Raw genomic sequence first — 18,430 nt, 5'->3', positions numbered from 1 at the left:
GATGCGGAGGCTCCGGGCGGCATGTCTCGCGGCTGTTGCCGCGACCAGCGCCGGGGCCGCGCCCGCGCCCGAGGTCACGCATTCCATCCTGCCCTTCGCCGATCTGGCTGGGTGGCAGGATACCGACCACGAGGCCGCGCGCGACGTCTTCCTGTCCACCTGTCGCGACATGCGTGCCACCCAGTGGCCCGAACTCTGCGCCATGGCGGCCCGCCCCTTCGACGCGCGGCTGTTTTTCGAGACGTTCTTTCGCCCCGTCCTGATCGAAAACGGCGCTGACGGGCTGTTCACCGGGTATTTCGAACCCGAGCTGCGCGGCGCCCGCACCCCTGACGACAGGTTCCGCTATCCCCTCTATGCCCTTCCGCCCGAGATCGAGGCAGGCAAGCCGTGGCACAGCCGGGCCGAGATCGAGACCGACGCCCTGTTGGCCGATCGCGATCTTGAAATCGCATGGCTCGAAGATCCGGTCGATGCGTTCTTCCTGCAGATCCAGGGCTCGGGCCGGATCCGCATGCAGGACGGCAGCCTCGTCCGCGTGGGCTATGCCGGAAAGAACGGGCGGGACTATCGGTCTATCGGCAAGGAACTGGTGCGGCGGGGCGAGTTCGAGGCGCACGAAGTTTCGGCCGACGTGATCCGCAACTGGGTGCGGAAGAACGGCGAAGAGGGGCTGAAGCTTCTGCATCATAACCCCTCCTACGTGTTTTTCCGCGAGGTGTCCGAGGTGCCAGCGGACAAGGGCCCCTTGGGGGCGATGAACCGGTCGATCACCGCGATGCAGTCCGTCGCCATCGATCCGGCCTACGTGCCGCTGGGTGCGCCGGTCTGGATCGAGAAGGAAGGCGCCGAGCCGCTGCATCGGCTGATGATCGCACAGGATACGGGCTCGGCGATCAAGGGGCCCCAGCGTGCCGACATCTTCTTCGGCACGGGTCGGCAAGCGGGCAAGGCTGCCGGCCAGATCCGCGATCCGGGCCGCATCGTCGTGCTGCTGCCGATCCAGACCGCCTACGCGCTTGTCCCCGGCTCATGAGCCGCAAGCGTCGCGATCTCAGGCCCGAGGAAAGGGAGCTTTGGAACCGGGTGGCGCGCACCGCGGCGCCGCTGCACGAGGCCGGGACAAAACCCAAGCCGAAGGGCGCAATGACGCCCACCAAGACGCCTGCCCAGCCCGCGGCGCAGCCCGACCCGCTGCCACAGTTTCGCATGGGCGAACGGCGAACCGCGACCGCCCCGCATCACGACGTGCTGCCGCCGCTTGAACAGCGTCTGGCCCAGGCGCCGGTGGCGATGGACCGCAAGGCGTTTCTGCGGATGAAACGGGGCAAGCTGACGGTCGAGGGGCGGATCGACCTGCACGGCATGACACTGGACGAAGCCTATCCCCGGCTGATGGGATTCATCCTCGAGGCGCGGGCGGGCGGAAAGCGTCTGGTGCTGGTCATCACCGGCAAGGGCCGCGACACGGCCGAAGGCGGGCCGATTCCTACGCGTCGCGGGGTTCTGCGCCATCAGGTGCCGCAATGGCTGCGCAGCCCCGGCCTGCGCGGCGCGGTGCTTCAGATATCCGAAGCCCACCGCAGCCATGGCGGCCTAGGGGCGTACTACGTGTATCTCCGGCGCTGAAAGCAGCGGTTTCGCGCGGATCACGGCGATGCCGGTCAGGACGGCGGCGGCCAGAACGTAAAGGCCGATCCCCACCATCTGGTCGGGGAACACGATCCCCGCGTCGATCAAAGCCCCGGTCAGCGCGGGTCCGAGGGCCGTGCCGAAGACCAGCACCGCTGTCGCCAGCGACCGGATCCCGCCCAGGTGACGGGTGCCGAAGAACTCGGCCCAGAACGCGTTCGGGACGGTGGAGTTGGCACCCTGCGTCATGCCCAGCAGGGCCATGGCAATGCCCGCCGACACCAGGCTTTCGGCCCCGCTCATGATGAAGAACGCCAGCGCCAGGGGGATCTGGTAGAGCGGCATCAACCGGGCCGTGCCCAGCCTGTCGATCAGCCAGCCTGACACCAGCATCGCCACGACCGACCCCAGCGTGAAGACAGGGATCAGCGCGACGAAGGCGATGTGATCCCATCCCTTCACCTCGGCCAGATGCACCTGCTGGAAGAACATCGCGGTGGAAAACGCCGACGGCGCCAGAAGCGACGGGATCAGCAGCCAGAACAGCCAGTGCCGCAACATGTCGCGCCGATGCCATTGCCGGCCCAGCATCCCCACCGCCTGCGTGTCCTGCGCGACCGCCTGCGGCGTCCGCTCGAGCCTGAGCAGGGGCAGGAGGAGCGGCACCAAGCACAGCGCCATCAGGGCGGCCAGCACCCAGAGCATGCGCCAAGAGACGACGTCCATCAGCGCCACGAAGGCCAGGGGCAGCACGGCCGACCCGACCTCGACCCCCATGATCGCGATCGACAGCGCCCGCCCCCGCGCGGCGATGAACCAGCGTGCCATCGCGACGGTCGCGATCAGCATGCACATGCCCTGCCCGAAGAGCCGCAGCGCGAAGATGCCCAGCGGCAGCAGCCAAACCACCGGCATCGCGGCCATCCCGAGGCAGGCAAGTGACAGGCAGACCAGAACGCCGGCGCCCAGCACCCGGACACGGAACCGGTCGATCAGCAGGCCGGTCCAGACCATCGCCAGGGCCGAGGCCGTGGTGCCCATGGCATAGATCGTGCCCCAAGCACCATGGGAGAGGTCGAACGCCGCGCGGATCTCGCCCGCGAAGATCGAGATGAAGAAGGTCTGACCGAAGCTCGAAGCAAAGGTCAGCAGCGCCCCGGCGGCAAGAAAGGGGGCGTTGGCGCGCAGGAAGGCGAAAAAGGTCATGTGCGCCGTCTTCTGCCTGTCGCGCGGAAAAGGAAAGCCCCGCTGGCCTCCCTGTCTCCCGCGCACCGCGCCCGCCATGCCACGTCTCGGTCTGCCGTCGCAGTCGGGGCACCGCCGGGCGCGATCGCCCGGAACCCGGGCCGCCCCCGTCACGTGGCGTCGGGGGCAGTGCCGGCCGGTCCAACGAAAACGCCCCCGCAGGGCTCTGCGGGGGCGGATGCGGTGTGGTAGCGGGTGGCGGAGGTCAGAGCACGTAGCGGCTCATGTCAGTCGAGCGCGACAATTCGCCAAGGTTCTTCTCGACGAAATCGGCGTCGACCGTCACCGTCTCGCCCGTGCGGTCCGGGGCGTGAAAGCTCAGCTCTTCGAACACCCGTTCGATCACGGTGTAGAGGCGCCGCGCGCCGATATTCTCGACATTGCCGTTCACCTCGGCCGCGATACGGGCCAGCGCGGCGATGCCGTCGTCGGTGAACCCGACCTCGACCCCTTCGGTCTTCATCAGGGCCGAATACTGCCGGGTCAGGGCATTGTCGGTCTCGGTCAGGATGCGGACGAAGTCGCCTTCGGTCAACGCGCGCAGCTCCACCCGGATCGGCAGGCGGCCCTGCAGCTCGGGCAAAAGGTCCGAGGGCTTGGCGATGTGGAAGGCGCCCGACGCGATGAACAGGATGTGGTCGGTCTTGACCTGCCCGTACTTGGTCGACACCGTCGTGCCCTCGATCAGCGGCAGCAGGTCGCGCTGCACGCCTTCGCGGCTGACCTCGCCGCCGCGGGCATCCTGCCGCGCGCAGACCTTGTCGATTTCGTCGAGGAAGACGATCCCGTTTTCCTGCACCGCTTCCAGCGCGGCCTTGTTCACGGTCTCGTCGTCCAGAAGCTTGTCGGCCTCTTCGCCCAACAGGATGTCGTAGCTTTCCGACACGGTCATCTTCTTGCGCGTGGTACGGCCCTGGAACGCCTTGCCGAAGATATCGCCCAGGTTCATGCCGCCCGCGCCCTGCCCCGGCGGCATGCCCGGAATCTCCATCATGCCCAGAGGGTTCGAGGTGTCGGAAACCTCGAGCTCGATCACCGTGTCGTCAAGTTCGCCGTTGCGCAGCTTCTTGCGGAACATGTCGCGGGTCTGGTCGCGGGCGCCTTCGCCGGCGATGGCCTCCAGCACGCGCTCTTCGGCGTTCTTCTGCGCACGGGATTTCACGTCCTCGCGCATATGTTCGCGCGTCATGGTGATCGATTGTTCGACCAGGTCACGGATGATCTGCTCGACATCGCGGCCGACATAGCCGACCTCGGTGAACTTCGTCGCCTCGATCTTGATGAAGGGCGCGCGGGCCAGCTTTGCCAGGCGGCGCGAAATCTCGGTTTTGCCGACGCCGGTGGGGCCGATCATCAGGATGTTCTTGGGATACACCTCGTCGCGCAGGTCGGCGCCCAGCTGCTTGCGCCGCCAGCGGTTGCGCAGGGCCACGGCCACGGCGCGCTTGGCGTCGCTCTGCCCGATGATGAAACGGTCGAGCTCGCTCACGATTTCGCGGGGGGTCAGGTCTGTCATGGGATCTCCTGGAACTGAAGGGAGGGGATGGCGGGCGCCTTAGCCGCCGATCTCCTCGACCGTCAGGTTGCCGTTGGTATAGACGCAGATGTCCGCGGCGATCGCCATGGCCCGGCGCGCGATATCCTCGGCCGACATGTCGGTGTCCATCAGCGCGCGGGCCGCGGCGAGGGCGTAGTTGCCGCCCGACCCGATCGCGGTCACGTCATGTTCGGGCTCCAGCACGTCGCCCGCGCCGGTGATGACGTACAACTCCTGCCCGTCGCTGACGATCAGCATCGCCTCAAGCTTCTGCAGGTACTTGTCGGTGCGCCAGTCCTTGGCCAGTTCGACCGCGGCGCGCTGCAGCTGTCCCGGGGTCGATTCCAGCTTGGTCTCCAACCGTTCCAGCAGCGCGAAGGCGTCCGCCGTCGATCCGGCAAAGCCTGCCACGATCTCGGATCCGCCGGGCGCCAGCCGCCGCACCTTGCGCGCGGTGCCCTTGATCACGGTCTGGCCCAGGGTCACCTGCCCGTCGCCCGCGATCACAACCTTGCCTCCCTTGCGCACGCCCACGATCGTGGTCCCGTGCCAGCCGGGAAAATCTTCCGAAGCCATCGGCCACTCCTTGCTTGTCGGGGGGACATATGGAGCCCGAAGGCCCGGATGCCAACCATTGCCCTTGGTCGCGGGGCCCGAACCGGCTAACGGGCGCGTATGAGCACGCCGCGAAAGCTACGCATCTTCTACGACGCACACCTGCGCGACCGGGCGCGTGCGGGGCGGCACAATTTCTCGAACCGGATCCGCGCGGCCTTCGAACGTCACCGCTTCGAGGTCGAGTTCGTGCTGAACACCGACGCCGCCCGCCTGCAGTCCGCGGCCGAGCCCGGCTATGCCCTGTTTCACATGGACGACCCGTTCCATCCCCGCGCGCTGACGATGCGGCTGGCCTATTACTTCCCCTTCTGGCGGATCGAGGCGTCGGCCAAGCGTTGGGAATGGGACGTGGCGAAGGCCCGTTTCGACCCCCGCGCCATCGACCCCGAAGCCGCGGCACTGTTCGTGCGGCGCGCCCGCAATCGCCAGTTCCCCGAGGCGGCCGGTCCGTCGCCCGCAGGGGGTTACGTCTACGTCCCGCTGCAGGGCCGCCTGCGCGATCACCGGTCGTTCCAGTCAATGAGCCCGATCGAGATGCTGGGCGAAACCCTCGCGGCCACCGGGTCGCGGCCGGTCCGCGCGGGTCTGCACCCGAAAGAGGACTACGACGCCGAGGATCTGGCCGCGCTGGACCAGATCGCGGCGGTGAACCCGCGGCTCAGTATCGAACGCGGGCCGATGCTGCCGCTTCTGCAGAACTGCGACATGGTGGTGACGCAGAACTCCTCGGTCGCGCTGTCGGGATACTTCTTCGAAAAACCCGCGGTGCTGTTCGGGCTGATCGATTTTCACCACATCGCCGCCAACGTGGCCGACCTGGGCGTGGCCGAGGCGTTTCAGAGGGCCGCATCGATGCGGCCGGACTATGCCCGCTACCTCTACTGGTTTCTGAAGGAGACCACGATCAACGCCGGCGACGACACGGCCGAGGCGCAGATCATCGCCGAGGTGCGCCGCCGCGGCTGGGTGTTCTGACCGGGACGCCACGGCAGGGCCGCAGCGCCCGGGTTTGCACGGGCGCAGGCGGCACCCGTCACTTGCCGGGGGCGACGTCGACCAGCGTCTCGAACCCGCCGTGGACGATGCGCCTGCCGTCGAAAGGCATCTCCATCATCTCGTCCGGCATATCTTCGAACACCTTCTTCATGCCGGCGTTCCGGGTATCGCGATCGGGCCATTCGATCCAGGACACGACGACGGTTTCATCCTCCTTTGCCTGCACCGCGCGATAGAAATCCGTGACCTCGCCATGCGCAATATCGTCGGCCCAGCATTCTATGACACGCAGGGCGCCATGGCGCAGAAAGATCTCGGACGCCTGCATGGCATGGTCGCGATAAAGCTCGCGGTTGGCGATCTGTACGGCGGCAATGAAGTTCTCGAAATAGGACATGGGGGGCGCTCCTCGGGGCAGACATGACGTTGGGTCGGGGTTGATAAGTTGATATCAACTTTTATACTGACCCCATGTCAACACAATCCGTTTCGGGCGTCGGCTACGACACCACCCTGCATGTGCGCGATCACTGCCTGTGCCTGCACACCTTGCGCGCCGCGCGGGCGATCGCGCGCCGGTTTGACGAAGCATTTCGTCCGCTCGACCTGAAAAGTGGTCAGTTTTCTCTGCTGATGTCCCTGAACCGGCCCGAGGCGCCGGGTTTGGGAGAGGTCGCGCAGCTTCTGGCGCTGGACCGCACGACCCTGACCGCCAATCTCAAGCCGCTGGAGCGGCGCGGGCTGGTCCGGGTTACCCGCGACGACCAGGACCGGCGGATCCGGCGCCTGCAGTTGACCGAGGCGGGTCAGGTACTGCTCGCCCGCGCCGTGCCGATCTGGCAGGCGGAACAGTCCCGGATCGAAGCCGCGCTGGATGGCAAGGCCGATACCCTGCGGGACGGGCTTGCCGCGCTGCGAACGGGGGCAGGGACCGGCACAGGGGCAGCGGCTGGGGCCGGCGAAGACCCGCAAGGCTGACGCCCGCGGATCCCACGCACGACAACGGCCGCCCCCGGGGACGGGAAGCGGCCGCAGCGATCCACCTGACGGGGTGGCTCAGATCTCGGAGTCGATCCAGCTTTGCAGCGCGGCCTTGGGCGCCGCGCCGACCTTGTTCGAGACGACTTCGCCGCCCTTGAACATGAACAGCGCCGGGATGCCCCGAACGCCCATCTGCGCGGGCGCGTTGGGGTTCTCGTCGACGTTGACCTTCACGATCTTGACGCGGCCGTCATAGGCCTCGCTCAGCTCTTCGAGGGCCGGGCCGATCTGTTTGCAGGGTCCGCACCACTCGGCCCAGAAATCCACCACGACGGGGATGTCGGACTGTTTCACTTCGGCGTCGAACGTGTCGTCCGTGACGGGGACGGTGGCCATGGGATCTCTCCTTACCAGGATATCGGGATCGGAACGTAGGCACCCCCCGGCAGGGCGTCAAGGCGCGGGCAGGTCGGCCGCCGCCCGGGCAAGGGCCTGCGATGTCAGCGCGTCCGGCAAGGACATCAGCGTGCCGGTCCGGGTCCAGAGCAGCGCGGTTTCGATCCGCCGCCCGGGGTAGGTCAGGCGCAACGCGGCGGCATAGGCCCCCATCTGCCGCAACAGCCCCTCGGGCACCGCGTCTGCCCCGGGCGGGACCGACCGGTTGGATTTGTAGTCTATGGCCAGTACCCGGTCGGGGCCCGGGATCAGCAGGTCGATCGTGCCGAAGACCTGCCGCCCGTGAAGTTCGGTCAGCGCGGCGGCGATGTCGACCTCGGCCAGCGCGTCGGACCTGAGTGCGGCAAGCTCTGGCATGTCCAGAACCATCGCCGCCTCGGCCGCCAGCTCCTCGGCCATGTCGGTGGACATCTCCGCGGCCCCCGCGCCTGGCATCGCCTCGGTCAGCTCGGTCATTTCCGCTTTGCGCGCGGCCAGAAGCTGCGGCGCGGCGGTGGCCCAGTCGGCGCGGGGCAGGGCGGGCAGGTGTTCAAGCAAGTGGTGCAGCAAGGTGCCGCGCGCCTTGGCCTGGTCCCGCGGCAGGCTTTCGCCCGGCAGCGCCTTGGCGCCGCCAAGCTCCGATGGCGACAGGATCGGCAAGGGGTCGACAGGCGCGGCCGCGGGCGTGTCGATCCAGTCGGGCAGGGCGCGCGGAGGCTCGGCCGGGGGCAGCGGCGCGTCGGGCAGGCCGGCGTCCCAGTCGGCATGCAGAACGCGCCGCCCCTCGCCGAAGGGCGTCTCCAACGGTACGGAAACCTCGTCGCCCATGCCCGCGGCAGTGGCGGCATACCAGGTGCCGCCCATCCGTGCCGGATCGCCCGCGCCGCAGACGATCAGCCAGCTTTCCGCCCGTGTCATCGCCACGTAAAGCAGCCGGTCGGATTCCTCGGCATCCTTGCGCATCAACTCGGCGCGCGCGTCGAGCAGGGGCTCGGGCGCCTCGGCCTTTCGGGTGCGCCAGAAAGCGCGGCCATCCGCGTCGCGCAGGATCTGCTGGCGCGGCTCCTGCAACGCGCGCATCGTGTCGGGCAGGATGACGATCGGGGCCTCGAGCCCCTTGGCGCCATGCACCGTCATCACCCTGATGCGGCGGCCGGCGGCCTCGGACTGGCGGCGCACCTCGATCTCTTCGGCCGCGAGCCAGGCGAGGAACCCGGTAAGCGACGGTATATCGGCACGCTCGTAGGCCAGGGCCTGCGACAGCAGCTCGTCGATGCCGTCCTCGGCCTCGGGCCCCAGCCGCGCCAGCAGCCGGTCGCGCCCGCCGTGCCGGACCAGGATGCGGTCGAGCAGGTCGAAGGGCCGCAGGTAATCGGCGTTGTCCCGCAGGTCGTGCAGCATCTCCAGCGTGTCGGGGCGGGCGGCGTGATTGCGCAACGCGGTCCACAGGAACGCCCCGCCGCGGGGCTGCGCGAGGTCGTAAAGCTCGCCCTCCGACCAGCCCAGAAGCGGCGAGCGCAGCGCGGCGGCAAGCGACAGGTCGTCTTCGGGCGTGGCGAGAAAGGTCATCAGCGCGATCAGGTCACGCACCCCGATCTCTTGCCCCAGCTTCAGCCGGTCGGCCCCCGCGATGGCCAGATCGGCCCGCTTGCAGGCGCTGATGATCTCGTCGAACAGCCGCCCGCGTCCGCGCACGAGGATCAGCACGTCCCCCTCGTGCATCGGGCGGCGACCCTCCCTGGTGGGGATCGTCTCGCCGCCGTCGCGCATCTGGCGGATCCGGCCCGCGATGGCCTCGGCCAGCCGCACCTTGGCGTCGACCGGTGACACGCGGTCGACCGGGTCGAACCAGTCGGGGTCATCTTCCGCCGGAATAGGCTCGGCCAGAGGCCACAGATCGACACGACCCGGCTGCGCCTCGTGGAACGCGCGGTGCCGCACATCGGGACCAAGCGCGCGGTCGGGGCTGGCAAAGACACGGTCGACCGAGGACAGGATCGCGTCGGACGAGCGGAAGGAATGCTGCAATTCCATCCGGTGCAGCCCGGTGGCCGCCAGCTGCGCGGCGAACTGGCCGTGCATCCGGTCGAAGGCATCCGGGTCCGCGCCCTGGAAGGAATAGATCGACTGTTTGCGGTCGCCCACGACGAAGATCGTGCGGCGCCCGGCCTCTTCCCGCCCGTGTCCGGCCGCGATTTCCTGGGCCAGACGTTCGATCACCTGCCACTGCACGGGGCTTGTGTCCTGCGCCTCGTCGATCAGGATGTGGTCTATCCCGCCGTCGAGACGGTAGAGCACCCAGGCCGCGACCGCCGGATCGGTCAGAAGCCGCCGGGCGCCCAGGATCAGGTCGTCGAAATCGAGCCAGCCGCGCGCCTGCTTGCGCGCCGCGTAGGCGGGCAGGAACACGCCGGCAAAGCGGTGCAGCGCCGCCGTCTTGCGGGCGGCAAGAAACGCCAGCCGCCGAGGCCGCACCTCGGCCACCCGGTCGGCCAGTGCATCCAGCGTGTCGGCATGGACGCCAAGCGCGGTGCGCGTGGCCTTGGTGGGAAACTTCCCGGCCTTCGAGGCAAAGGGCTCCTTGGCCGAGGCGCCAGTCAGCAACACGGCCTCGAGCCGTTCCAGATCGGCCATCCGGGGGTCATCGCAGTCGATCTCGGCCAGCTTCGGCGCGGCCTTGACGTCATTGGCGGACCCGGCGCGCAGGGCGGGCAGCAGGGCGTCGAAACAGTCACGTTCGTCCCCGTCGAAGACCTCGGCCAGCAGGCTGTCCTCGGTGGCATCCCCGGGGGCGCCCAGGGCCCGGGCGATGTCGACCGGGGAAAGGGGCGGATCGAAGGCGTCGCGCGTGCGGGCCAGTTCCTGCGTCAGGGAGGTCAGGTCGTCGTCCATCGTGACATGCCGTGCGAGGTCGGCCAGCGCCCCCGCCTCGGGGCCGTCGGCGATCTCTTCCACGATTTCGGACATCAGCCGCGCGGCGCTGCGTTCGTCAAGCTCGGTAAAGTCGGGCGACACCCCGGCCTCGAGCGGGAAGCGCCGCAGGAGGGCCGCGCAGAACGAGTGGATCGTCTGGATCTTCAGCCCGCCGGGGGTTTCCACGGCGCGCGCGAACAGCGTGCGGGCCCGCGAAATCGCACCCGCGTCCAGGTCGCCCTCGACCCCCAGATCGGCAAGCTTGGCGCGCAGATCGGGTTCGGGCGCCATCGCCCAGGCGCCCAGCCGCCGGAACAGGCGGTTCTGCATCTCGCTCGCCGCGGCCTTGGTGTAGGTCAGGCATAGGATGTTCTGCGGCGACGTCCCGTCCAGCAGCAGCCGCGCCACCCGGTCGGTCAGCACCCGTGTCTTGCCCGAGCCCGCGTTGGCGGAAAGCCATGTCGAGGCACGCGGATCGGCGGCGGCGATCTGGCGCAGGGTGGCTTCGTCGCGCGGAGGGGTCATTGGCCCACCTTCTCGGGCTTGGCGGGATCGGTTTCGTCCCATTCGCCGTAGCGGGCGAGGTGGTCGTAGTCGCCCGGGCTGTCCACGGAATAGGGCGCGCGGCGCGACGGATACCCTTTTTCGGGGGCGTCGAAGGCCGCGATCAGGCGCAGCAGTTCCGCGATCACCTGCGCGGGATCCACGGGCTCATCCTCGGACGGGTCGCGCAGACGCATGGTCGAGACTTCGGGCGTGCTGCCCAGCCCGATATGCGCCACCTCGGCCACCTGCGCCGCCGGCACGTTGCGAAAGGCGCCCGCCTCGGCCATCGCGGCCTCGAGCAGAAGCTGCTTGTCGAAATGGCGGATCTGCTTGGGACGGGGCGGCGTGCCGGTCTTGTAGTCGTAGATCGCCAGCGTGCCGTCGGCGCGCTGGTCGATGCGGTCGGCGGTGCCGATCAGGTCGAACCCGGCGGCAGGCAGCGACAGGCGCCCTTCGCGTTCGCCGGGCAGCGGGGTGGCCGTGGCGCGGCGCTCGCGCTCACCGGCCAGGAACCAGTCGGCCACCCGTTCGATCCGCGCCGACCAGAGCTGCCGCGCCGCGGGCCACGGCACCTCTTCGCCCAGAACCCGCGCGGTGATCTGCAACAGGGAATCGCGCGCTTCGGGGGCATCGGGGTCGGGACCCTTGGCCACGATCTCTTCGAAGATCGCGTGCAGCACGGTGCCGCGCAGCGGGGCATCGGGGGTCGGGCTGATCGGGGGCAGCGGCTTCAGCCCCAGGATATGGCGCGCGTAGATCGCGTAGGGATCGCGGATCAGGGTTTGAATCCGCGTCACCGACAGTTGCCGCGGCCGGGCGGCGACCGGCGGCACGGGCGCGGGGCGCGTGGCGGCGGGCACGCTGTCGAACCGGGTTTCCAGCGCCGTCGCCATGTCGGTCCAGACCTGCCCGCGGCTGCGCATCGCGGCCAAGGCTTCGGGCCCCGACTGGTCGGGCAGGCCTTCGAGCAGGTTGGTCAGCCGGTTCAGCCAGCGCGACATCACGGTTTCCGCCTCGGCATCGCGGGTGGCGCGGGTCAGCACGACCTCGCGTGCCGCGATCGCCTGCTGGAAGTCATGCGCCTGCAGCCCCACCCGCCGTTCCGGCAGCAAGAGACCCGCCGCATGCCGCATCCGCCGGTTCAGCCAAGGGTCGGGCGGTGGCATCGCCGGCCAGACCCCTTCGTTGAGACCGGCGAGGATGACCACGTCGGCCCCCTGCACCCGCGCCTCGAGCGTGCCCCATATCATCACGTCGGGATCGGGGCGGACGGGGTCGCGCACCTCGCGGCCCGCCAGCACGTTGTCGAACAGCGCGACGTAGTCGGCGGGTGTGGTTTCGCCCCCCGCGTCGGCATTGGCGATCAACTCGTCGCGCGCCTCGACCGCCCGTTCGCCCGCGGTCTTGTCCCACAGCGCGCCGCTCCCCTCGGCGCCGGGGCCCGCGGCGATGCGTTCGGCCGCGGCCAGATGCGCGGCGACGAGGTCGGGCAAGGGGGCGGGGGCAACATCCGCCAGCGGCAGGATCTCTGCCGCGATCCACGCAATCCAGTCGGCCAGCCCGGCCTTGTCGTGGGTGTCGGCCCAGCGGTGCAGCGCGGCGGCGTCGGGAAAGGCGGGCCCCTTCTTGCGCAGCCACAGCTCCAGATCGCGGGTGCGAAGCAGGTGCTGGCCGCGCGCGCCCGCGGTCGAGCTGGTGAGCGGGTGTTTCAGCAGGGTCAGCAGGGCTTCGGCACTGATCCGGCGTCCGGCGAGGCTGGCGACATGGCGCAGGAACCGACCCGGGGCCGACAGGGCCAGCGGACGCCCGGCGCTGTCATCGGGTTCGATCCGCCAGCGGTCCAGCGCGGCGGTCACGCGGCGCGTCAACTCTCGGTCGGGGGTGATCAGCGCGGCGCTTTGGTCGGCCCTGAGCGCCGCGCGCAGGCGCAGCGCGATCGCCAGCGCCTCGCGTCGCGGGTCGGCGGCCTCGATCAGCGTCATGCCGCCGCTTGCGTCGCGCAGATCCCCCAGCGCGGGGCCGTCGCGCAGCCACTGATCGGTCACGGGCGCGGGCCGCAGCGCGAGCGAAACGAGCCTGTTGCGGGCCTGCCGCGGATCGGCGTCGGTCCAGCGGGCAATGTCGGCGGGCGTCAGGTCCAGACCCTGCAGCAGCCGGGCAAAGCGGAACTGGGGGTGATCCTCGGCCTCGAGCGCGTCGTCGAGGCTGCCCCACACCGCATGGGGCAGGTCGAAATCGACGCCCGGCAGCACCACCGCGCCCTGCGGCAGCCGGGCCACCGCGCGCATCAAGAGCGCCGTGGTCCCGCGCGACCCGGTCGACCCCGCGACGATCACCGGGTGTTCGGGCGGTGCGGCCTGCCAGCGGGCGATCAGAGCCTCGACGGCCCGGCGCTGGCGCAGTTCCGGATCCGCGCCGCCCTGAGCGGCGGCAAACTGGGACACGATCTCGACAAAGCGCAGCGATCGCGCCCAGTGGCCGGACTGATCGCTGACGTCGAGCGCATGCAGATCGGCGGCGGTGACGCCCTCGCCCTGCATCTCGTCCAGCAGCGCGGCAAGGCTGTCGGCCAGGTCGAAGACCGCGCTGCGCGGGGCGAGATCGGGCTCGCGCTCCAGCAGCGCCGCGATCAGCTGCGCGATCTGCAGGCGGCGGCGCAGGGGCGGGACCGCGGGCGTAGTGTCGGCATGGCCGGCAGCAATGGCGCCCAACAGCCGGATCCGGGGCAAGAGCCGCGCCGGCCCCGCCTGGAACAGGTCGCGCAGGCGGCGCTGCATCCGGGCGGTGTTGACGTAAAGCTCGACCCGGGCCAGCGCCTCGGGTTCGGCCCCCTGACTGCGGGCGACAAGGCCCGCGACCAGCTCGGCGGCGAAATCGGCACCGGGCGGCAGGCCGTAGAGGCCCGGCCGGAAAAGACGGTGGGTCATGCCCGTTCTCCGGCGCTGGCCATGAAGGGGGGCAGGATCGCGGCCAGCCGATCGGCCCACGCGCCGCCGCCCCGGACGGTCAGCCGACGCGCGGTGTCTCCGGTAACCTCGAAGGCCAGCTGCAACGCATCGTCGGGCGTGTCCGCACCCAGGCGGTCGGGCCATTCCACAAGCACGAGGGCGGTGGCGAAGGCCTCGTCGAGCCCCAGTTCGAACACCTCGTCGGGGTCGCCCAGGCGGTAGAGATCGCTGTGCCAGATCTCCAGCCCGCCCGCGTGGTAGTTCTGCACCAGCGTGAAGGTGGGCGAGGGGATATCCTCGGCCAGGCCCGCGCGGTCCAGGTGCCAGCGGATCAGGCTGCGGGCAAAGTGGCTTTTGCCCGCGCCCAGCGTGCCGTCCAGCAGCAGGGTGTCGCCGGCGCCCAGATGCGGGGCCAGCGCATGCGCCAGTTCCGCCGTCCGGTCGGGCGAGGACAGGGCGATGGCGAAAAGAGGGGCGGGCGACGAGGCAGGCAGAGGGGCGGGCATGCCCCAGTCATACCCGCCGCAGTTGGCCGTGCAAGCGGCATCAACCCTGCCGTCGCACCGGCTCGATCCGGCCCCAGATCGCGCCCTCCAACGTGTTGGCCAGCCCCGGCACGGCGAAGATCACCATCAGGGCGCCTCCCGGCAACGGTTCGAAACGGCAACAGATCCGGCGTCCGTCGCGCAGCTGGACATCGGCGGGCCAGGCGGCACGGGTGCCCATCTGCTCGGCAAACCCGCGCAGGTCGCACCAGACGGGGGTGGGGAAGGTCATCTCCCCCCAGTGTTCGATGGCCGACCCCAGCGTCACCGGGGCGACACGTTCCAGCGAATGCTCCTTCCAGAGACGGTCGTAGGCGCGGTTCGACACGACCATGATCCCGCTGGTGGAAAAGACGGCGATTGCGTCCGGCAGGGAATCGAGCACCGCCTGATCGGTTTCGCGTTCCAGCCGGTGTCGGCGGCTGCGCAGGATTTCGTCGGTGACATCCGAGAACATCAGCGACAGAGCGCCCTGCGGCTGCAACATACCGGTGACACGCACGATCTTGCCGTCCGCAAGGTGCCAGGTTTCGGTGAAGCTGCCGTCGGAATCGGCCCGGTCCAGCGCCGTCAGACGGTCGCGCCATTCCTTGTAGTCCTTCGGCTCGGGGATCGTCCTGCGGTCCCGCAACGCATCGAGAAAGGTATAGAGATCGGGCATCGTCAGCAGATCCGCCGGTGGCAGGCCGATCAGGTCGGCCAGGGCGGGATTGAACAGCAGCATCTCGCGTTCCCGGCCGAAGACCACCAGCCCCAGCGGGAGTTGGGCAAAGATCTTCGACAGCGTCTGCACCACGTCGTTGTGCCGCGTTTCGGCCCGGACAAGGGCCTGCGCCGCGATCGCGGTGACAAGGTAGCGGGTCCCGCATTCCTCGACATGGCAGTCGTGCCAGGGCGGCGTTCTGCGGTCGTCCGGCCCGGCGCCGTCGGGCAAGAGGCGCTGCACCGCCCTGGACGACGCCGGCCCGTCGAAATCGATTGAGAACAATGCCGGCGGCGGCCAGCCTTCGCAGCGGTCTTCACCCAGCCGCGCCTGGCAGAGGTCGATATAGGCGCGGTTCACCCATTCGATGACGCCGGTGTCGGATTGAAGCCACATGGGCGTGGGGGCGCATTGCGCGACGTGGCGCAGAAGTTCCAGCTCCGCGTCCATCGCGCGGATTCGCAGGTCGGCCTCTGGCGTCGGATGCACGCCGTCGCCGGTCGCCAGAAGCGTGGCGCTCAGCGTCGACTCTCCCTGCGTGAGGCGCAGCAGGGCGTCGCCGTCCGTGGCCACCATCTCGTGCGTCTGACCGGGGGCGAGATCGGCGAGACAGGCCTCGACCCCCGGAAAGCGCGGGTCGATGAGACGCAAAAAACGGCTTAGATCGTCGCCCTCAGGCGGTGCGATATCGAGAAAGCGCCGCCCTTCGTCGGTCGCGTCCTGCAGGACACGATCCTCGAACAGGCAGACCAGCAGCGGCGTGTCGTCGGCCTGCGGGATGCGGGCGGCCCGGCGGGCGCGACCTGTCAACGCGAGGGTCAGAAGCAATCCGGCCGCCACGGTGGCCAGAGCGGTCAGGCCGGAGACGGCGAAAACGCTGGAAACGGATCCGAACATCGGCGATCAACTCGTAGGTTTTTACAAGGCTTGCCTAACTTGCGCCCAAATAGTTAACACACTTTTAAGAAGTGTAACCCTGCGTGAACACTCGTTAATGTTGTGTTCATGTGCTGTCTCAGCAAGGATCACCCGGCGCGCCCGCGGAGAATCCGGGCGGGCGGCGGACGAACCTCAGAACGGGATCTGCTGATTCTGTCCCAAGGCGCCGCGCGCGGCGTCGGGGGGTTCGGCGATGTCGGCCAGCCGCCACGACACCTCGACGATGGCGCCGCGGTCGGCGCCCGGGCGCGCCGCCATGCCGGTCGCCGCGCGGCCATTGGCAAATGTCAGCTCGGCCCCGGTGCGTTCCAGCAGCGTCTTGGCGATGAACAGGCCCAGCCCCATGCCCTGGTATTCGGGCCGGGCGGCGGTGCCGTCGCGGCGGCTGCGCACGAAGGGGTCGCCGATCCGCGGCAGGACGTGGACGGGATAGCCCGGCCCGTCATCCGAAATCCGCAGAAACAGGGTCTGGTCGGTCCACGCGATGTCGATCCAGACGGAGGACGAGGCGAAATCGACCGCGTTCTGCACCAGGTTGCGCAGACCGTGGATGATCTCGGGGCGGCGCAGGATCACCGGCTGATCGCGGTCGGGATCGTCGATCGGGCCTATATCGTAGTGCAGCGCCTTGCCGCGATCCTCGTGCGGGGCGGCGGCCTCGGCCACCACGGTCGAGATGGGCGCGCGCCGCAGGTGCAGGTCGTCCTTGCCCACCCGCCCCATGTCGCGAAGGATGTCGCGGCAGCGGTCGGCCTGCGTGCGGATCAGTTCGGCATCGGCGCGCAGGTCTGGATCGTCCAGTTCCTCGATCAGTTCCGCGCTGACCAGCTTGATCGTCGCGAGCGGGGTGCCCAGTTCATGGGCTGCTGCGGCGACGACCCCGCCCAGGTCGGTCAGCTTCTGTTCCCGGGCCAGCGCCATCTGCGTGGCCACCAGCGCCTCGGACATGGCGTGGACCTCGCCGGTGACGCGGCGGGCATAGCCGGCCAGGAACACCATGCCGATGACGATGGCGATCCAGAAGCCCAGCACGAAGTTGCCCGGCATCCGCATGACGAAGCCGAACTCGGTCCGCAGCGGAATGTGCCAGAAGGCGACCAGCGTGATCAGCGCGATGGCGATGGCGCCGATCAGCAGCGTCGCCCGCAGCTGCAGCGCCGTGGCCGAGATCGTGACCGGCGCGAGGATCAGCAGCGCAAAGGGATTGTGGATGCCGCCGGTCAGGAACAGCAGAACGACCAGTTGCGAGATGTCGAAGAGCAGCAGCGCCATCATCTCGCCTTCCGACAGGCGCTTGCTGGCGGGAAAGACCAGGGTCGCGGTCAGGTTCGACAGGACCGAGACGCCGACCGTCAGGATGCACAGCCCCAGTTCCAGCGACAGGTTTAGTACCCATTCGCCCACCGCGATGGCGACGATCTGACCCAGGATCGCGATCCAGCGCAGGTTGGTCAGGGTGCGCAGGCGCACCCAGTTCGACCGGCGGCTTTCGTCGATTCCGGCGAAGTCGGGAAGCGTGTCCTGGTCCGAGGCGAGGGCTTGCGTCATGGTGACCTGTTGTAGTGAGAGGGGGCAGCCCCGATCAATGGGCTGAATGTCCCCCGTGGCAGGAGAAGCCAATGCCAAGCAGATCGATCCTTGTCGCCGGTGCCGCCGCGGCGGCCCTCGTCCTTGCGGGCGGCGTGGCCTGGTGGGCGCTGGGGCCCGCAGGCGACGACCGGTTCGCCGGATGCGGGGGGGCGCAGGTCGCCGGCGGGGCGGGGGCCATCGGCGGGCCGTTCGAGCTGGTGTCCGAAACCGGCGAAACGGTAACCTCCGACGATGTCATCGACGCGCCGACGCTGGTCTATTTCGGCTATACCTTCTGCCCGGACGTCTGCCCCTTCGACGCCGCGCGCAATGCCGAGGCGGTCGATCTGCTGGAGGAGCGGGGGCACGAGGTGAAGCCCGTCTTCATCACCATCGATCCCGAAAGGGATACGCCCGAGGTTCTGGCGGAATACACGGACTACCTGCATCCCCGGATGCTGGGGCTGACGGGCAGCGAGTCTCAGGTTCAAACAGCGGTCGAGGCCTACAAGGTCTACCGTGCCCGGCGTGAGGGCGCCGATCCGGACTATTACCTGATGGATCACACCGCCTATACCTACCTGATGCTGCCCGGCACCGGCTTCGTGGATTTCTTTCGCGGCGCGCCCTCGGCCGAGCGTGACGGTCTCACGGCCGAGGCGATGGCCGAGGACGTGGCCTGCTACCTCGACGCGGCGGGATAAACGGCAGTCGAGAGAGATAAGGCTCGCAATAGCCAGGGGGGGCGACACGGGTTGCCAGCCTGGCGGCGGGGTCGTCGCGATCCGTCGTGGTTTGACCCCGGCGGTGACGCGACATATCT

15 protein-coding genes are annotated in these 18,430 nt (G+C 69.1%); 5 read left to right on the top strand and 10 right to left on the bottom strand.

All coding sequences use genetic code 11. The features are described 5' to 3' along the window. The first annotated feature begins 1 nt into the window (after position 1). Together mltA and EKE94_RS11115 are read left to right on the top strand one after the other, a co-directional pair. The gene (gene mltA / locus EKE94_RS11120; protein ID WP_127906673.1) at positions 2–1,036 is read left to right on the top strand and encodes a murein transglycosylase A; all 1,035 of its coding nucleotides are present in this window, start codon (positions 2–4) and stop codon (positions 1,034–1,036) included. Then, on the top strand, positions 1,033–1,629 hold the full coding sequence (locus EKE94_RS11115) for a Smr/MutS family protein (RefSeq protein ID WP_127906672.1): 597 nt from the start codon (positions 1,033–1,035) through the stop codon (positions 1,627–1,629). Before mltA ends, EKE94_RS11115 begins: the two co-directional genes overlap by 4 nt. Here EKE94_RS11115 and EKE94_RS11110 read toward each other — a convergent pair. The 3 genes from EKE94_RS11110 to hslV form a co-directional block, all read right to left on the bottom strand. After that, positions 1,597–2,838: an MFS transporter gene (locus EKE94_RS11110; RefSeq protein WP_127906671.1), complete on the bottom strand. Its 1,242-nt coding sequence runs from the start codon at positions 2,836–2,838 to the stop codon at positions 1,597–1,599. The two genes, EKE94_RS11115 and EKE94_RS11110, sit on opposite strands and share 33 nt — an antisense overlap. Positions 2,839–3,082: 244 nt before the next feature. Next, complete coding sequence (gene hslU / locus EKE94_RS11105) at positions 3,083–4,393, bottom strand: ATP-dependent protease ATPase subunit HslU (RefSeq protein WP_127906670.1); 1,311 nt, start codon at positions 4,391–4,393, stop codon at positions 3,083–3,085. A 39-nt stretch (positions 4,394–4,432) separates the two neighbouring features. Next, positions 4,433–4,990 (bottom strand): ATP-dependent protease subunit HslV, encoded by a 558-nt coding sequence (hslV, locus tag EKE94_RS11100; RefSeq protein WP_127906669.1) that lies wholly within the window; start codon positions 4,988–4,990, stop codon positions 4,433–4,435. A gap of 99 nt (positions 4,991–5,089) precedes the next feature. Here hslV and EKE94_RS11095 point away from each other — a divergent pair, with 99 nt between their 5' ends. Then, the gene (locus EKE94_RS11095) at positions 5,090–6,007 is read left to right on the top strand and encodes a hypothetical protein (RefSeq protein ID WP_127906668.1); all 918 of its coding nucleotides are present in this window, start codon (positions 5,090–5,092) and stop codon (positions 6,005–6,007) included. Positions 6,008–6,065: 58 nt separating this feature from the next. Here EKE94_RS11095 and EKE94_RS11090 read toward each other — a convergent pair whose 3' ends face one another. Then, a complete protein-coding gene (locus tag EKE94_RS11090) occupies positions 6,066–6,425 on the bottom strand; it encodes a DUF1428 domain-containing protein (RefSeq protein ID WP_127906667.1) in 360 nt (119 codons plus the stop codon). A 74-nt stretch (positions 6,426–6,499) separates the two neighbouring features. Here EKE94_RS11090 and EKE94_RS11085 point away from each other — a divergent pair, with 74 nt between their 5' ends. Beyond that, the gene (locus EKE94_RS11085) at positions 6,500–7,006 is read left to right on the top strand and encodes a MarR family winged helix-turn-helix transcriptional regulator (RefSeq protein WP_127906666.1); all 507 of its coding nucleotides are present in this window, start codon (positions 6,500–6,502) and stop codon (positions 7,004–7,006) included. 78 nt (positions 7,007–7,084) lie between these two features. Here EKE94_RS11085 and trxA read toward each other — a convergent pair whose 3' ends face one another. The 6 genes from trxA to regB all read right to left on the bottom strand — a co-directional run bounded on the left by trxA (position 7,085) and on the right by regB (position 17,586). Beyond that, entirely contained in the window at positions 7,085–7,405 is a 321-nt protein-coding gene (gene trxA, locus EKE94_RS11080; protein WP_127906665.1) for a thioredoxin, read from the bottom strand. A 57-nt stretch (positions 7,406–7,462) separates the two neighbouring features. Next, positions 7,463–10,882 carry a double-strand break repair helicase AddA gene (gene addA, locus EKE94_RS11075; RefSeq protein ID WP_127906664.1) on the bottom strand — a complete coding sequence of 1,140 codons (3,420 nt, stop codon included), beginning with the start codon at positions 10,880–10,882 and terminating at the stop codon, positions 7,463–7,465. After that, a complete protein-coding gene (gene addB / locus EKE94_RS11070; RefSeq protein ID WP_127906663.1) occupies positions 10,879–13,830 on the bottom strand; it encodes a double-strand break repair protein AddB in 2,952 nt (983 codons plus the stop codon). Before addB ends, addA begins: the two co-directional genes overlap by 4 nt. Then, complete coding sequence (gene tsaE, locus EKE94_RS11065) at positions 13,827–14,357, bottom strand: tRNA (adenosine(37)-N6)-threonylcarbamoyltransferase complex ATPase subunit type 1 TsaE (protein ID WP_127906662.1); 531 nt, start codon at positions 14,355–14,357, stop codon at positions 13,827–13,829. Before tsaE ends, addB begins: the two co-directional genes overlap by 4 nt. A gap of 40 nt (positions 14,358–14,397) precedes the next feature. After that, positions 14,398–15,996 (bottom strand): PAS-domain containing protein, encoded by a 1,599-nt coding sequence (locus EKE94_RS11060; RefSeq protein ID WP_127906661.1) that lies wholly within the window; start codon positions 15,994–15,996, stop codon positions 14,398–14,400. A gap of 174 nt (positions 15,997–16,170) precedes the next feature. After that, positions 16,171–17,586 carry a sensor histidine kinase RegB gene (regB, locus tag EKE94_RS11055; RefSeq protein WP_127906660.1) on the bottom strand — a complete coding sequence of 472 codons (1,416 nt, stop codon included), beginning with the start codon at positions 17,584–17,586 and terminating at the stop codon, positions 16,171–16,173. A 71-nt stretch (positions 17,587–17,657) separates the two neighbouring features. Between regB and EKE94_RS11050 the strand changes: the two genes are divergently transcribed. Beyond that, the gene (locus EKE94_RS11050) at positions 17,658–18,311 is read left to right on the top strand and encodes an SCO family protein (protein WP_127906659.1); all 654 of its coding nucleotides are present in this window, start codon (positions 17,658–17,660) and stop codon (positions 18,309–18,311) included. Positions 18,312–18,430: the final 119 nt, after the last annotated feature.

This window comes from Mesobaculum littorinae (assembly GCF_004011175.1).
GTDB classification, from domain to species: Bacteria; Pseudomonadota; Alphaproteobacteria; order Rhodobacterales; family Rhodobacteraceae; genus Tranquillimonas; species Tranquillimonas littorinae.
This window is presented reverse-complemented; position numbering and strand designations above follow the sequence as displayed.

Bases quoted from the DNA above. Each gene is read 5' to 3' on its own strand.
- mltA (WP_127906673.1), top strand. From the start codon at position 2: ATGCGGAGGCTCCGGGCGGCATGTCTCGCGGCTGTTGCCGCGACCAGC.
- EKE94_RS11115 (WP_127906672.1), top strand. From the start codon at position 1,033: ATGAGCCGCAAGCGTCGCGATCTCAGGCCCGAGGAAAGGGAGCTTTGG.
- EKE94_RS11110 (WP_127906671.1), bottom strand. From the start codon at position 2,838: ATGACCTTTTTCGCCTTCCTGCGCGCCAACGCCCCCTTTCTTGCCGCC.
- hslU (WP_127906670.1), bottom strand. From the start codon at position 4,393: ATGACAGACCTGACCCCCCGCGAAATCGTGAGCGAGCTCGACCGTTTC.
- hslV (WP_127906669.1), bottom strand. From the start codon at position 4,990: ATGGCTTCGGAAGATTTTCCCGGCTGGCACGGGACCACGATCGTGGGC.
- EKE94_RS11095 (WP_127906668.1), top strand. From the start codon at position 5,090: ATGAGCACGCCGCGAAAGCTACGCATCTTCTACGACGCACACCTGCGC.
- EKE94_RS11090 (WP_127906667.1), bottom strand. From the start codon at position 6,425: ATGTCCTATTTCGAGAACTTCATTGCCGCCGTACAGATCGCCAACCGC.
- EKE94_RS11085 (WP_127906666.1), top strand. From the start codon at position 6,500: ATGTCAACACAATCCGTTTCGGGCGTCGGCTACGACACCACCCTGCAT.
- trxA (WP_127906665.1), bottom strand. From the start codon at position 7,405: ATGGCCACCGTCCCCGTCACGGACGACACGTTCGACGCCGAAGTGAAA.
- addA (WP_127906664.1), bottom strand. From the start codon at position 10,882: ATGACCCCTCCGCGCGACGAAGCCACCCTGCGCCAGATCGCCGCCGCC.
- addB (WP_127906663.1), bottom strand. From the start codon at position 13,830: ATGACCCACCGTCTTTTCCGGCCGGGCCTCTACGGCCTGCCGCCCGGT.
- tsaE (WP_127906662.1), bottom strand. From the start codon at position 14,357: ATGCCCGCCCCTCTGCCTGCCTCGTCGCCCGCCCCTCTTTTCGCCATC.
- EKE94_RS11060 (WP_127906661.1), bottom strand. From the start codon at position 15,996: ATGTTCGGATCCGTTTCCAGCGTTTTCGCCGTCTCCGGCCTGACCGCT.
- regB (WP_127906660.1), bottom strand. From the start codon at position 17,586: ATGACGCAAGCCCTCGCCTCGGACCAGGACACGCTTCCCGACTTCGCC.
- EKE94_RS11050 (WP_127906659.1), top strand. From the start codon at position 17,658: ATGCCAAGCAGATCGATCCTTGTCGCCGGTGCCGCCGCGGCGGCCCTC.